General features: G+C 51.4%; 14 protein-coding genes, 2 pseudogenes and 1 riboswitch. All 16 genes and pseudogenes read right to left on the bottom strand.

The features are described 5' to 3' along the window. Position 1: 1 nt before the first annotated feature. Positions 2–748 (bottom strand): annotated as a pseudogene (locus EDM58_RS14215) (ABC transporter ATP-binding protein); the annotation flags it as partial. Between the two features lie 209 nt (positions 749–957). Further along, positions 958–1091: riboswitch (cyclic di-AMP (ydaO/yuaA leader) on the bottom strand. Between the two features lie 201 nt (positions 1092–1292). Next, positions 1293–2186, bottom strand: coding sequence for an AEC family transporter (locus tag EDM58_RS14220; RefSeq protein ID WP_023558153.1), 894 nt, complete (start codon positions 2184–2186; stop codon positions 1293–1295). A gap of 116 nt (positions 2187–2302) precedes the next feature. Continuing rightward, positions 2303–3961, bottom strand: a complete 1659-nt coding sequence (locus tag EDM58_RS14225; protein WP_246000735.1) for an ABC transporter substrate-binding protein — start codon at positions 3959–3961, stop codon at positions 2303–2305. Positions 3962–4079: 118 nt separating this feature from the next. Next, positions 4080–4415, bottom strand: a complete 336-nt coding sequence (locus EDM58_RS14230; RefSeq protein WP_023558155.1) for a hypothetical protein — start codon at positions 4413–4415, stop codon at positions 4080–4082. Positions 4416–4796: 381 nt separating this feature from the next. Beyond that, positions 4797–5801 carry a D-cysteate sulfo-lyase gene (gene cuyA, locus EDM58_RS14235; RefSeq protein WP_122913900.1) on the bottom strand — a complete coding sequence of 335 codons (1005 nt, stop codon included), beginning with the start codon at positions 5799–5801 and terminating at the stop codon, positions 4797–4799. 147 nt (positions 5802–5948) lie between these two features. After that, on the bottom strand, positions 5949–7490 hold the full coding sequence (locus tag EDM58_RS14240; RefSeq protein ID WP_122913976.1) for an alkaline phosphatase family protein: 1542 nt from the start codon (positions 7488–7490) through the stop codon (positions 5949–5951). 47 nt (positions 7491–7537) lie between these two features. Continuing rightward, entirely contained in the window at positions 7538–7888 is a 351-nt protein-coding gene (gene spoVAE / locus EDM58_RS14245) for a stage V sporulation protein AE (protein ID WP_122913901.1), read from the bottom strand. Positions 7889–7899: 11 nt separating this feature from the next. Beyond that, the gene (gene spoVAD / locus EDM58_RS14250; RefSeq protein WP_122913902.1) at positions 7900–8910 is read right to left on the bottom strand and encodes a stage V sporulation protein AD; all 1011 of its coding nucleotides are present in this window, start codon (positions 8908–8910) and stop codon (positions 7900–7902) included. A 3-nt stretch (positions 8911–8913) separates the two neighbouring features. After that, on the bottom strand, positions 8914–9387 hold the full coding sequence (spoVAC, locus tag EDM58_RS14255; protein WP_122913903.1) for a stage V sporulation protein AC: 474 nt from the start codon (positions 9385–9387) through the stop codon (positions 8914–8916). Positions 9388–9402: 15 nt separating this feature from the next. Beyond that, positions 9403–10263 carry a DUF421 domain-containing protein gene (locus tag EDM58_RS14260; RefSeq protein ID WP_122913904.1) on the bottom strand — a complete coding sequence of 287 codons (861 nt, stop codon included), beginning with the start codon at positions 10261–10263 and terminating at the stop codon, positions 9403–9405. A gap of 71 nt (positions 10264–10334) precedes the next feature. Then, positions 10335–10541 carry a DUF1657 domain-containing protein gene (locus EDM58_RS14265; RefSeq protein ID WP_023558163.1) on the bottom strand — a complete coding sequence of 69 codons (207 nt, stop codon included), beginning with the start codon at positions 10539–10541 and terminating at the stop codon, positions 10335–10337. A 169-nt stretch (positions 10542–10710) separates the two neighbouring features. Next, positions 10711–11382 (bottom strand): VirK/YbjX family protein, encoded by a 672-nt coding sequence (locus tag EDM58_RS14270; RefSeq protein WP_148039328.1) that lies wholly within the window; start codon positions 11380–11382, stop codon positions 10711–10713. After that, positions 11382–12305 carry a hypothetical protein gene (locus EDM58_RS14275; RefSeq protein WP_023558165.1) on the bottom strand — a complete coding sequence of 308 codons (924 nt, stop codon included), beginning with the start codon at positions 12303–12305 and terminating at the stop codon, positions 11382–11384. Before EDM58_RS14275 ends, EDM58_RS14270 begins: the two co-directional genes overlap by 1 nt. A 2-nt stretch (positions 12306–12307) precedes the next feature. Then, a complete protein-coding gene (locus tag EDM58_RS14280) occupies positions 12308–12886 on the bottom strand; it encodes a sigma-70 family RNA polymerase sigma factor (protein ID WP_023558166.1) in 579 nt (192 codons plus the stop codon). Positions 12887–13080: 194 nt separating this feature from the next. Continuing rightward, positions 13081–14180: pseudogene (locus EDM58_RS14285) on the bottom strand (NAD(P)-dependent alcohol dehydrogenase). Between the two features lie 71 nt (positions 14181–14251). Further along, positions 14252–14878, bottom strand: coding sequence for a TetR/AcrR family transcriptional regulator (locus tag EDM58_RS14290; RefSeq protein WP_122913906.1), 627 nt, complete (start codon positions 14876–14878; stop codon positions 14252–14254). Between the last annotated feature and the right edge of the window lie 163 nt (positions 14879–15041).

Raw genomic sequence — 15041 nt, forward strand, 5'->3', positions numbered from 1 at the left:
TTGGATGAAGCTCCTTCACCTTGCGCAGGCGCTTGGCCCCGATAAAGTTCACCACGAACTCGTTGGCTGGATGCTGCAGCAATTGTTCGGGAGTATCCAGCTGGACGACCTCCCCGTCGTTCATCAGGCAGATGCGATCCGCGATTTTGATCGCCTCGTCCATATCATGCGTGACGAACACAATGGTTTTGTTGATCGTCTTTTGCAAACGCACGAACTCGTCTTGCAATTGCTCTCTGCTGATCGGGTCCAACGCGCTGAATGGCTCATCCATCAGGATAATCGGAGGATCGGCTGCCATCGCGCGTATTACCCCTACACGCTGCTGCTGGCCGCCGCTCAGCTCAGCCGGATAGCGGTTTTTGAACACCTTGGGATCGAGCCCCACCATGTCCAGCAGCTCATCTACCTTTTGCTCGATTTTGGCTCGATCCTGCTTTTTCAGCTTGGGGACCAGGGCCACATTTTCTCCGATGGTCATATGCGGGAATAGCGCGATCTGCTGGATCACATACCCGATGCTGCGGCGCAGCTCCACGGGATCAGCCAAAGAGATGTCCTCTCCGTTGATCTCGATTTTGCCTGCTGTCGGCTCGATCAGGCGATTGATCATTTTCATGGTCGTCGTCTTCCCGCAGCCGCTGGGGCCGATCAGGACAAACAGCTCGCCTGCTTTGATCTGAAGATCCAGACTTTTGATAATGGAGGTATTGCCAATGCTTTTTTCCACATGGTGAAAGGAAATCATAAGCACCACTCCTTCGATAAAATTTATGGAAAGAAAAAGAGTCGAACCACTGCGCGCGCCAGGAAAGGCCATCCCGGCGAAAGCAGTATTTCGACTCTTTTCTCACATACAAATATGAGGAAATAAGCTTGCATATTCACTGAATGAAAGCCCAAATAGAGCTGCCAATCATGCGATGAAAAAGCAAGCAAACAAACGTAGATTGTATGCAAATTTCTGCTTTAGCCGACGAGGTTAGCTGACGGGTAGGATGGCAGTTAGCATCCCTTCTGCTTGCACAGAATTAACCCCAAAGATGGTTCCCCCGTTTTCGTCTGGAGACGAAACTAGGCCCGATATGAAATTAGTGAAGGTTTTCGTATTGCTAATGTCTTTCAGTTTACCATAATGCGATCGTCGCCTCAATTTTCAAAAAACGCCGTATAACTCCCTCTGACTCTCTCAAAGGGAGTTAACCGTAATCAGTTGACTCTTTCTTCCGAATACTCGGGAATCCTTCCAAATCCTTCCCGGACTCGTCGAACTTTTGCCGACATGTTAAGCCTCATTGTAAAAGATGCAGCAAAAATGTCAGGGTCCCGACGCTCATCACTGTCGTGATCAGCACGCTGCTGGAGACAAACTGCGGTCTGGCGTTGAACTGGATGGCGTACATCGCCGTGGTGGCCGCTGACGGCATGGCTGCCAGAATGACCAGAACCTTCTGCAAAAGAGGATCAATCGGAAACAGCAGACAGATCAAATAAGCGAGCACAGGCGAGGCGATCAAGCGAATGACGCTGGCGATACTCAGGCCCTTCCACTCCAGCCCCTTCGCTGATACATTGGCAAGCTGCATGCCAAGGATGAGCATGACGACGGGGATGGCTGCCTGTGCGACCAGGTCTATCGCCTGATAATAGCTCTCCGGGATCACGATTTGGAATTGTTGAAACAAAATCGCGACGATGACAGCGTGGTTGGAGGGCTGCTTGAGGACCATCTTGATCGCGTCCTTGGCGCCGCCCTTGCCGCGAGAGGCGAAATAGACGCCAAACACGCCCATGATAATCGCGTGAAAGACCATGATCTGCACCGCGTAGTTGAATCCTGCCTCGCCATAGGCGAACAGGATGATCGGCGTACCGTAGTTTCCGCTGTTCATGAATGCGGTGGACAGCATCATCGCGCTCTCCTGCTGCTTGTCGTACTTGAAGCATTTTGCCGTGATTTGCGTGATCACGATCAGCCCGATGGTCAACAGCATGGAGATGATCACGATGTAGAACAACTGCAGGTCAAGCGGTGTTTTGTAAAAGGTGCGAAATACAAGAGCCGTAGACAGCACGTATATGGCAAGTGTCGAGATGGGCTTGAGATCCAGCTTGTAGACCCGCTGCAGGATGTAGCCACTGAGGAAAATCAGCAATACCGGTAAAATGACTTGAAAAAAAATCATATGAGTTCCCTACTTCCGCTTCGATTCACATCCATGCTTTAGTATACCAGAGCGAAAGCAAAAAAGGCCGATCACGCCCCATTTTTTGTGGAGCGAAATCAGCCTGAACAGGTCTTTTATTCCTTCCATTCCACCGCTGCAATGCTTTCCGAACCCGTCGGATGCAACACGTACCCAGACAGTCCTGCCCTTGCCGCCATCATCGGCTTGGCATGGGCGAGCGGAATCATCGGCGCGTCTTCAAACAGCAATTCCTGTGCTTTTTTGTACATGTCGATCCGTTTTTGATGATCGACCGTCGACGCCGCCTCTACCAGAATGTCTTGAACCTCCTTGTTTTTGTAGCGCATCCGATTCTCATTGGGATTGAACAAGACGTTCAGGAAGTTGTCCGGATCGCCATTGTCCCCTGTCCAGCCCAAGAGGTACATATCCTGCTCCCCTTGCCTGATCTTCGCCAGATAGGTCGCCCACTCCATCGTGACAATCTGGGCGTCGATGCCGATCTTGGCGAAATCCTGCTGCAGCGCCTCAGCGATCTTCTGCCCTTCCGTCATGTATTGACGCGGAACAGGCATCGCCCACAAGGTTGTTTTAAATCCATTGGGGTAGCCTGCCTCTGCAAGGAGCTGCTTCGCTTTTTCCAAATCATAAGGGCGATCCTGAATAGCATCATTATAGCCCCATACAGATGGCGGCGTCGCGTTGACGGCTGGCTCTGCGCTGCCGCCGTAAAAAGCATCCACTATCCCCTGCTTGTCGACGGCATAGGCAACGGCCTGACGCACCTTTTGGTTGTCAAACGGCTTTTTCTCCACGTTAAACGCGAGATACGCCACGTTCATAGGCGGACGATCCAGAAGTTGCAGCTCGGCGTTTCCTTTTACAGACTCGGCGTCATCAGGGTTTAGTCCGTCCATCAGGTCGATCTCGCCGGAGACGAGCGCAGTCAGACGGGCTGTATTGTCGGGAATCACCTTGAATACCGCTTCTTCCAGCTTCGGCACTCCCGGCTGCCAGTACTGCTCATTCTTTTTCAATGTAATGGTCTCATTGCGCTTCCACTCTACAAAGACAAACGGTCCGGTCCCGACCGGATTTTCCTTGAAGCCCAATCCGTGCTTTTGCAGGGCGGCAGGAGAAGCGATGGCGAACGCAGGCATGGCCAGGTTGTTGAGGAACGGAGAGAGCGGTTTTTTCAGTTTGAACTCGACGGTGTGCGGGTCGATAGCTTTGACGCTTTCAATGATGTGTCCTTCCTCTCCCTTAAACCCGCCAAACATGTCGTTGTAATAGGAAAAGCTGACTTCGCCGTGCAACGGATGATTTTTGTCCATCCAGCGCTCGAAGTTGAATACGACAGCGTCGGCGTTGAAATCCGTACCGTCGTGGAATTTGATTCCCTGGCGAAGCTGGAAGGTATACGTAAGCCCGTCCGGAGCGATCTCCCACTTCTCTGCCAGTCCCGGACGGATATTGGTATTGTCCGGTTCAAAATTGAGCAGCGTCTCCAGCACATTGACAGTCACCTTGAACGATTCGCTGTCCGTGGCAGCGATCGCATCCAGCGTCACGGAATCCCCGCCCCGTCCGATAATCAGTTTTTGCTCTTTGACAGGCTGGTTCGCAGCAGGCTGTGCCTGTTCAGACGTCTGTGCTGCCTCTCCTGTTGGAGGGCTGGCGCTGTTTGGCGGTGCCGAAGGAGAACATCCCGCAGCAAACAGTCCAACTGCCAGCGTTAGCGAGTACCAAACATTTCGATTCCATTTCATCATGGGCCGTTGTCTCCTTTCCTGGTTCATGAAGTAAATGGTAGCCGAAGTATTTGTAAAATACAATATATTCAGTAAATTTTACCCAAATTCCTGAAGCATGTCTTCAGGAATAATCGCGTTACTCAGGGAAGTAGCCTTTTGAGGCATCAAGCAGCCCTTCCAGTTGCGTGACGGCGGAAAAAAACTCAGGATGTGCATCCTGGTTCTGCTCTGCCAGATCCTTCAGGTCGCTATATGCTTCCGACAGACGGAAAAAAGGGGCGTCTAGGTTGGGCTTTCTCTCGTGGGGAAGCTCTGTCATCACCATATTGGTTTCCAGGTAAAAAGTATCCGCCGAAACATGCTCAATGTCGTTTTTGACTTCTTGCAGTACATTTTGAAGTTCGCTGGGGAGGATCTCCTGATGCTTCAGCAAATTGTCAACAACAGTGAGGACGTACTCTTTTTTGGTCAAGGCAGCTCGTCATCCTTTCGTCTTTCCTGTCTCCTTACTTTGCCCAGAGCTGCTTCCATTTACTCCTAGTGAGACTTGAGTACAAAAAGAGAATGCCGTTGGTCAGACTGCAGTGGAGACGAGGAAAAAGGGGAGAACGCTCCAGCGGGTTGGGATCTTCTCTGGGGGGCATCCCTGGCCGGCTGCACTCCAAAGGCGGAACCGCGTCCAAAAGCAGCCACTTCGAAGAAGTGGTTCAAGGTTGGACGCTAAAAGCGTGTTCCGCCTTTTCCGCTGCGCCTGGGTCAAGATCCCAAATGCCTTCGCTTTTCTCCCCTTTTTCCTCAACCAGCGTCCATTGGTCCTCGATACTCCTTGAGGGCTGCTCAGGATGTTTTTGTACTACTGCTGTGAAAGAAACAGTTGTGGAACGGTGTACAATGCTGGAGTGCCGCCTGTATGCAAAAACAGCAGGCGGTCCTCTCGGGTAAACTCTCCCTTGCGAATCTTCCCGATGAGTCCTGCCATCGCTTTGCCCGTGTACACAGGGTCCAGTAAAATTCCCTCGGTGCGAGCGACGAGCTTCACTGCCTCGACCATCCCTTCTGTGGGAATGGCATAACCCGCCCCGACATATTGGTCGTCGCAGCGTACGGCATCGTCCGGGATTTTTCCTTGCAGTCCTGTCAGTGCAGCGGTACGATGCAGCAAATCCCGCACCTGCGCCTCTTTTCCTTCCTGCGTACCGCTGACATTGATTCCGATGACTTTGGTGTTCGACTGCCGGGCAAGAAAGCCTCCGACCAATCCTGCTTGTGTGCCTCCGCTCCCCGTACCTGTTACGACATAGTCAAAGGGCGTCCTGTCTGCCATCGCCTGCTGCTCGATTTCATCCGCGCAAGCCATATAGCCGAGCGAGCCGATCTGGTTGGAACCGCCAAGCGGGATGATATACGCCTTTCGTCCCTCTTTTTCCGCAGCTTGAGCCAGATGTTCCATGGCCACTTGCATATCGGCGTCTGCCGGAACCAGCTCGATTTTTTCTACGCCCATGAGATGGAACAAAAGATGATTGCCGCTCGCCAACGGATCGTACTCTCCTACCTCGGGTCTGGAGAGAACCAACTGGCAGCGCAAGCCTTCCCGCACTGCTGCCGCCAGAGTGAGACGGCAGTGATTGGACTGCACCGCTCCGCAGGTGATCAGCGTATCGGCCCCCTGTCGAATGGCATCAGCTACGAGATACTCCAATTTGCGCGTCTTGTTTCCCCCTGCCGTCAAACCCAACATATCGTCGCGTTTGATCCAGATGGACGGTCCCCCCAATGCTTCTGAAAGCCGTTCCAGCTTTTGAATCGGCGTCGGTCCCGTCGTATACGTCCTGCGATGATAGCGGATCTCGTTCATGTGCGGCTCGCCTCTTTTCTTGGTATGGTCTTTATTCCATACTACATACCCGCAGAAAATTCCTTTCACAACGTAAGATCAGGCAAGGCATAGCTTGGGGCAAAATGCGAAACGAGGCTGCACAGTCGCAACCTCGTTGTTTCGAAATCACTTCGTCAACTGCAGAAGCCAGTCCTTCAAATCTACAATGCGCAGCGTTTTCGGGCGCGTATCGGTCCCTGAAACAAGCAGTGGAACCAGCGAATCCTTTTCATGCAACGAACCGTGAGCCGCTCCGCCGATGTGAGTCGGAGAGCTCTCACTGACCAGCTCATAGCCGGGCTTACTGGTTACGACCACGTATCTTCCTTCGTGAGAATGCATGGCACCGTACAATCTCGCCAAAACATCGGGATACTTTCCGTATCTGATCCGCTTGTTCTGGATGTCAAGGTCTACCAGTTCAGAATTGCCTTTTATGTGCCAAGACTGTCCATATTCATCTATGTACTTTCCCTCGGGACGATAGGAGAAGGCTTGCGTGGTATTCCCCGCCGTAACCACAATATCTTGACCGGCTTTTCTTGCGATGATATCTAGCTTGTCTTCTCTCTGCAATTTCTTTACGAGCTCAGGCAACCCAATGTTGGAATCGATGGCGTAGATGTAAGCCATGCGTTCATTCGGCATAATCACTACCTGATCTTCCTTTGAAACAGGCTCGCTCAATTTCGCGATACGATAAGGTTGCAAAAGCGGACGAAGATCAATTTTGGCTTCCTGGCGGTCATCCAGAACGGTGGTTTGCCCGCTGTCTCCCATGACGATCCATACCGCCTGCTTTACGGCCTGATCCCACGACCCAAAGGCGTTCAGCGCCTCTTGCAGCGCTTGATCCGCTTTGACAATTCCATCTGTCTCGGCAGGTCCCTTTCTATGAACAGTCATATCGTTCTCCGGAAAATAGGCGATGGTGAGCGCAGGAAGCTTTTTATGGCGAATCAGAAAAGCCAGGTCTTGAGCAGTAAATGTATTGTTCAGTCCATATTTTTTCCACACTTGGGTGTTGCGGTTATTCTTCGGGTCCAATTGGGCAAAAGCCGCGTAGGAAAGCAGGGATGGCCCGGTCACTTTGATTTGTTCCGGCAGGCTCGTCCCTTTTGCGGTCATAGGCGGTACTCGCAGGCTGTGTTCCGTTTTGCCGCGAAATACAATCGCATTAATCGAAGCCGATTCTTTGCCTTGTTCCGCCAGTTCTTCATGAATGGTTTTCGTACGTTTGTTCAGTTGAACCTGATTTAAATGATATACAGCATCCATCACAACTTGCGGTTGATTGATTTTCAAAGCTTCCTTAGGACCGTTCCCGTAGAAAATCATACGTTTTTCCTTGTCGCTGTACCAGACTAAACCAGGAACATGGTGATGGTCCGTATAGGTGCCTGTCAAAAACGTGCTATCAATGGTTACGGACATCGTAGGAAAAGAACTCACCATTTGCGGGAAGTAGCGCCCGTTGTCGTACAGATGCTTCAATGCAGGCGCGCGTCCTTGTTGCATGACTTTGCGCAAAGGCTCGTCCATTAAGGAGTCAATGAGGATGACAATGACAGGTTTGGCAGAGCGGGGGGTGACGGATTGGATGCTTTGCTGATTTGCCTGATCACGTGGAGGGCTGCTGCAACTCAGGACGATTCCCGCGAGCAGCATGATCCAAAGAAAGGGGGTTCCCTTTTTCAGCAGATTTCTCACTTCTATCACCCCTTCGGACGAAATACAAGCGCCACGAGAAAGCCAAAGACAATTGCCGATGAAATCCCGGCACTCGTCACCTCAAAAATACCGGTGATAACGCCGACCAGACCGCTCTTCTCCGCTTCAGCCATCGCCCCATGCACAAGCGCGTTGCCAAAAGACGTGATCGGCACGGTCGCGCCCGCTCCCGCAAATTTGATCAATGGATCGTACAAGCCGACACCATCGAGGACAGCACCTGCTACGACCAGGGAGGACATGGTGTGCGCCGGTGTCAATTTCACTACGTCCAGGAGAAACTGCCCGATCAGGCAAATCACTCCGCCAACCAGAAATGCCCACAAAAACGTCATGATCCCCCTCCTTACAACGTATCCGCTTCAATAGCTACAGCGTGCGCGATGCAAGGGATGCTCTCCCCTTGCTGATACGATATCGGCGACAGCAGCGCCCCAGTAGCTACGACCAAAATCCGCTTCCACTCTCCTTCTTGCATGCGGCGCAGCAGATGTCCATAGGTAACAGTAGCGCAGCAACCGCATCCGCTGCCCCCTGACCAGACTGTCGGATTGTCGCCGTAGATCAGCATGCCGCAATCCACATAGCGCTCCAATGGCACATTGACATTGTGCTTGGGCAATAGCTCGGAGAGAATGGAATGACCCACCTTTCCCAGATCCCCCGTCACGATCAGGTCGTAGTGGTCATGGGGAAGCTTCAGGTCGCGAAAATGGGTTTCGATCGTCGCCAGCGCAGCAGGTGCCATCGCTCCCCCCATATTGAACGGGTCAGACATGCCCATATCGACGATTTTGCCGATTGTGGCGGCTGCCACGCGCAATCCATTCCCTTGATTCGCCACGACGGCAGCCCCCGCTCCGGTCACGGTCCACTGCGCTGTCGGCGGCTTTTGCGAGCCGTATTCCGTAGGATAGCGATACTGCTTTTCTGCGGCAGCATTGTGACTGCCTGTAGCGGCCAACACATAGTCTGCGGCTTGGCTGTCCACCATCAGGGCAGCAAGCGCCAGACCTTCCATGGATGTGGAGCAGGCGCCGAAAATCCCCAGAAAAGGGATGGAGAGCGTACGGGCAGAAAAATTGGCAGAGATGCACTGATTCATCAAATCGCCCGCCAGCATGAATTGCACCTGCTCTTTTCGCAATCCCGCCTTTTCAATCGCCTTGTCGCATGCTTCCTCGAGCAAGACTTTTTCCGCCTTCTCCCAGCTGTCCTGACCGATCATCAGATGACCGTGCAGGATATCAAAATCATTCGCCAACGGTCCCTGTGCCTCAAAGGGTCCGCCAATCGCAGCCCTTCCGGCAATCACCGGCCTTGATGGAAACACCCATGACTGGTAGCCCTGGCGCATCTTTCATCCCCCCATTTTGATCAGTGTTTTGATGAGTCCGATGACAAACGCCGAAGCTACACCGAAGACGATGACCGAGCCTGCCAGCTTGAACATGTTGCCGCCTACTCCCAGCACAAAGCCTTCACTTCGGTGTTCGAGGGCCGCAGACGTGATCGAATTGGCAAAACCAGTCACAGGTACGCTGGTTCCCGCTCCCGCCCATTGCGCGATGCGATCGTACCACCCCAATCCAGTTAACAAGGCAGAGAGGAAGATCAAAACCGCTACCGTCGGGTTGCCTGCCGTTTTTTCGGTGAAATCAAAAAAGTGGATAAACATCTCCTGAATCCCCTGCCCGATCAGACAGATCACTCCCCCTACCAAAAAGGCGCGAAGGAAATTGCGGGCGAGGGGACGGGCAGGCTCGTGGCGCTTCGCAAGCTCCTGGTATTCCTGCTGAGTCAAGGTCAATTTTTTCTTTTTCTGATCAGCCATCAATTTCGCTCCCTATTAACGCATTAACAGCGGTTTCACTGTATCAATCACCTTTTGCAGTTCCTGCGAGTCGCCTTGGTAGGTCCGCTTCACTCGCTGATCCTGCGTTCCCAAAGCATAGAGCTCAAGATCTGCCTGGCATTTTTTCAAGGTGGCGAACGTCAGCTTCATCTCGATCGGCTGGGCAACCTTCAGCTTGTCATCATACAAGTCGAGATAGAGCTGCCCGCCTTTGTCCACTTGTCCCAGGAACACATTTTCCAGAGCGACGCCTGCCTTTTCCAACTCAGCCCGGACCCAATTGCGGTTCAATCCGTTGTTCGCCAGGGGCTCATCCAAAATCACGCCATCCATAATGACGGTCTGCGGTTCTTCGGCAGGAGAGACTTTCAGCCCGAGATGCTGCGGTGTCACCGGCTGATGCTGCGACTTGAGCAGCACACTCAAGTCTCCGCTCGCTTCCATCAGGGCAAATTCAACGTCAGCCACGCGAAAAACATCTTTCATGCGCAGATGCTCCAACAAGTCTTCGGTTGTCATCCGCTCACTTTTGAGATTGTCCTCCAGAATTTTTCCATCCTTGATCAGGATCGTGGCATTTCCTTGCACGATGTTGCGAACTTTTTTGCTTTTCAGCGACAGCCATTCCAGCAAGACGGGGAACAACGCGAAAATGGTGAGTGCAATCAAGCTATGATAGATAGGTCCATCCATTTCTGTTGCCATAAATGCTGCGATAGAACCGATGGATATTCCGACGATGTATTCAATATAAGTAATTTGCCGAATCTGCCTCTTTCCAATGATTTTGGTGAGTATAAACAGATAGGCAAAAGCAACGAACGACCGTATGACGATATCTAGCCAATCCGGCATATCCTACCTCCACTTTCCTCCAGGAAAGGAAGAGAGGCTCGAATCCCCTCCCCGTCTCCTGTTTGGAAGCCTTAGAATCCTTTGTATTGCGGTTCTTCGTTTTCCAGCTCAGTCACACGCTGTTCCAGGTTCGTAATGATGGACTGTGTTTGTTCAGCAGCCTGGGTGTACAATTGCTTGGCTTGTTGGTTCTGTGTGCCCAGTGCGAATGTTTCCAGATTCGCCTGTGCACCTTTCAAGCTGGCCAGCGTTTGTTTTACTTGCGCTCCAACTGTCATTTCCTCTCACCTCCTGCAACTATAGAATCAACCAAAAGGAAAGAAATTATCCCCAGTCGATCATCGAGCTTCACCCTCACCTTTCTGGAATTAAAAACAATTAATGAAAAACAAAAAAAGTACCATCTACATGTAGACGGTACGATTCGAAACATTATTTTTTTCTTCGTTACGAAGACAGCGGCTTATATGCGGCTGCTAGTCTGATCAGGTCTTGATCTGAAAGATTTCCGATGATTTGTAGCCGGATGACCTTCCCCTGCGGATCGAGAATGTGAACGGTAAGACGCTGTATTTCGCTGTTTTGAAAAGGGGTAAGGGTAGCTACATTGTCGCTGCCGGGAATCTGCATCACTTTCATATAGCCGGGATATTCGTCGCGGACTCGTGTTTTGTTGTCCAGGATGGCCTGTGTGTACGTATCCCGATCCTGAATGACGACTGCCCACTCCCCCTCCTTCTGGTAGATGTCCCAATGATTCAATTTCAGGACTGGGGCTCCCATCTTCCCATCCTTGAGGGTGAAATACTGCGTGTACAGACCATTTGACGAGAGGAGCGGCAGCCTGAATGGTGCCGGGCGATAAAGAGGCGCTTCAAACACTTTTTGCGTCTCCTCGGTCGTGATGACCTTTCCCCCTTTGCTCATCCGCTGGTAGTCCTCCAACGTAGACGTAAGCGCATCCGGCTTCTCCGTCTCCGATGTTTTTTTGATCGTGATCTCTAGGTTGTGCCAAATCACATTTTGAGAGGCTTCCTCCGCATATATGGTTACGGGACCGCTTAGGGCCGCAGTTAGAAAAAAGGTGGCATAGACAGATCGAAGGTTCATTCCCATCATCAGGATCTCCTCTCCAGAATGTCATTGGCAATTTCCAGTAATTTTTCTTTGGTCATGCTGCTGTCCGTCGAATTGATGGATAGCGACCAGTCCTGATCCATCCATCTTACTTCCCTGCGCATTTTTCCATACGGATCTTCTCTTTCGATATACAGGCCTTCCGAGCCGCCAATCGATACTTCCTCTACAATCTGATTGGCGCCTGGGACCGTCATCATGCTATTTCCTACCCAAAATTGCTTCAGCATATTGACCCGAAGCTGGTTCCCGGCAGCATCCTCATAAGCGGCAGAAGCATGATAGACCGTCGGCAATACTGTGACGGGTTCGACCATCAGCGCCTGATTGGTTTCGTCAGCCTTGCGTTTCAGATTCTCTTCCAAAGCCTCGTCTTTTTGGTAATCATAGCTGACCATTCCTTCTTTAAACTTGTATGCTGTAGCGATTTCCGCAGGATAGTCGAGGATATTCTTGAGATGAGTGTTCAGCTCCACCAGTTCGTTCAACATATACGGCTTGGCGATATAGCTGACCTCGCCCTGGCCCGCTTCGTTCTTCTGATAGACGGCAGCAGCCGTGCCGGGAGCAAGCTTGCTTCTTACTTCATCCAGTTTGGCCTGCGCCGCCTGCAATTCGGCCAGCCTTTCCTTGGACAGAGGAGGAGCCGCCTGATATTCCATGACCGTTTCCCCCTGCTGATTCTGGATCTTGTACCAGGTAATCGAGGCAAAACCTGACGCAAAGATAAAAACAAGCGTAGCCACTAATAGCCATTTTGTCCTGCCTGCCTGCCGCATGGGCGATCTGCTTTGGCTCTCTTGTTTGACAGAAAGAAGAATTCTTTCCCGCAAGTCTGGCGACAGTTGAACTGTCTCCTCGACTGCACGCAATGCTTCCATGGCATATCTCATTTTGTGATCCATGCTTACTGCTCCCTCCCCAAGGTTAAAGACTGCTGGCTGACAATCTCCCGTGCTTTCATCAATGCGTGGTGCAAGCGCGACTTTACTGTCCCTATAGGCAATTGCAGGATTTCGGCGATCTCTTCTTGGGTGCAACCATGCCAGTATTTCAATACCAGGACACTGCGAAATTTGAACGGAAGCTGCTGAATTTGCTCCATCAGTTGCTGTTGTTCCAACTGTTCAACAACTTCTTTGGAGATGTCCGGTACAGTCTGTACAGGCGAAAGCAGTTGTACCTTGTTGAAAAGCCGGACGATTTTCCAACCGCGCCGACGGTAATTCTGGATTTGTCGTACGGCTACGCCTGTCAACCAGGAGGAAAAGGTTCGAGCATGATCATAATTGTGCAACGACCTGTATACCTCCAGATAAATGTCGTGAATCACATCCTCTGCATCCTGCTTGTTGTCCAGTAGAAACAGCACGGTCTTCTTGACCTCATGAATGGTCAAATCATACAGTTCACCGAAAGCGTCCCGATTTCCGGCAAGCGTCTGCCTGATGGATGCATGAAGTCTTTCCTCGGCTGACCGATCCACATTCCCACCCTCTTTCCGTTGATTTACACCTCATATTGGTCACTCGCGATTATTTCGTTCAAAAAAACAAGCTCTCCCCTGATCCTACCAAATTTTGTGTTCAACGGGCTTTACTCGGCTACGCAAAAAAGCCAGTGAGCCTCGCCTTTTCCGTCGAGTGCCACTGGCTTTCACCATGCTGTGGACAAATTGGTTTACGTTGCTGTCTCGCTGATCTTGAGCACCGGTTTTATCGTGATCCCAGTTTTGGAATCTTCGAAAGCCTGATTGATCTCCTGGAATTGATAGAACTTCACGAGCCTGTCGAAGGGGAACAGCCCTTTCTTGTAATACTCCACGAGCTGCGGAATGAACAACTGTGGAACGGCGTCTCCTTCGATGACCCCGACCATGGTTTTTCCTTCTGCCATGATGTCGTTGTGAACATCAAAGTTCATTTCCGGCGTAACCCCGACGATCGCGGAAATGCCGAGCGGGCGCAGCGCATGCAGTGATTGGCGAACGACTGGCGGAACTCCTGTCGTTTCTACCGCATAATGCGTACCGCCACCCGTAGCTTCTTTAATCTCTTGCACGACATCGACCTTCTTCCCGTTCAGCGCCAATGTCGCCCCAAGCTCCTTCGCCAGCTCCAACCGATTGTCATGCACGTCGATCGCAATAATCTCTTTGCAGCCGGCAATTTTGGCAGCCATGATGGCACTTAATCCTACAGCCCCGCAGCCATATACGGCGATGGAGGTGCCAAAAGCAGGACGCAATTTATTCAGGACGGTACCGCTGCCTGTTTGAATACCGCAGCCCAATGGCCCAAGAAGAGCCAGATCCACGTCCTTGTCTACTTTTACGACGTTGCGCTCATGGGCAATCGCATAGGTCGCAAAGGAAGATTGGCCGAAGAACGTGGACAGCTCTTTATCATGCTGATGCAGGCGATGAGACCCGTCTTCCATTTCTCCGCCAAAATTCAACAGATTGAAATCCACACATGCTGACGGATGGCCTGTAAGACAATTTTCGCAGTGGCCGCATGAAGCATAGGAGATGACCACATGATCGCCTGGTTCCACATGCTTCACCCCAGCTCCTACCTTCTCTACAATTCCGGCTCCTTCATGCCCCAGCACCACTGGATACGGCGTTAGCCCCAGGTCTCTGGCTACCGCATCGGTATGGCACACGCCTGTCGCGAGATTCGAATCAGGACTTCGTTTGCTTGAGGCTCGGCCAGCTCTACCTGCTCGATCTGGAAGTCTTCTCCTTGCTGATGAGTGACAGCTGCAGAAATTTTCAAAGGGGTGCCTCCTTGGTTCCTTTTTCCAAGCTTATATTTCCCGCTAGGTAAGGGTTTATTCCAGAGGCTCGTCATGGACGAGGGGACGATTGCTTCTCCAGATACGGGTCCCGATCCAGCGGTCCTCTGCTCGACATGCGGGTCAATTGCATGGCCATGTGTCTGGGCGTATACGGCATATGATTTTCCAGCCACCAGCCGATGACCCCCATATACGCCATGGTAAAATAGCGGATGGCTATGTCCGTGGAGACGACGAAGCCAATCCCGTCTGCCTGGATTTGAGAGACGCCGGACGTAATGAATTGCTCCATGATCTTCGTCATTCTTCTCGTCAGATGCTGCAGCTTGTCCTCCATCATGATCGTCCGGTAAAAGGATGCATGTATCGCGATCTGTTCGAAGAGGCGAACCAAAATGGGATGAGGTTCGTCAATCTCGTAATTAAACTCCTCAGGCGTCATCGCAATGGAATGGATCAGCTCACTCATAATCTCCTCGAAGCATTGATTCAATAGATCCTCTTTGCTGTTGAAATGCAAATAAAAGGTCGTGCGGTTCAACGTTGCCCGCTCAGCGATTTCATTAACCCGGATCTTGTTGTAGTCCTTTTCATACAGCAAAGCGATCAGGGCGTTCCACAGCATCTCCCGTGTGCGCCGAACCCGGGGGTCCATCCTTGCCTTTTCCCTCGACATTTCCTTTCCTCCTGTCTATCTTTATCTCAAAAATCTACACCCAAAGAAAAAGTGTCGAGTAGTCGACATCCTCAAAAACACTGTTCATTGCCTATTTTCCGATCTCCGATAAGATTATCTTACATCAACATGTCGATTAAGCAATGATTCCAAAAATATCGAC

It is taken from the genome of Brevibacillus panacihumi (genome assembly GCF_003710985.1).
Taxonomy (GTDB): domain Bacteria; phylum Bacillota; class Bacilli; order Brevibacillales; family Brevibacillaceae; genus Brevibacillus; species Brevibacillus panacihumi.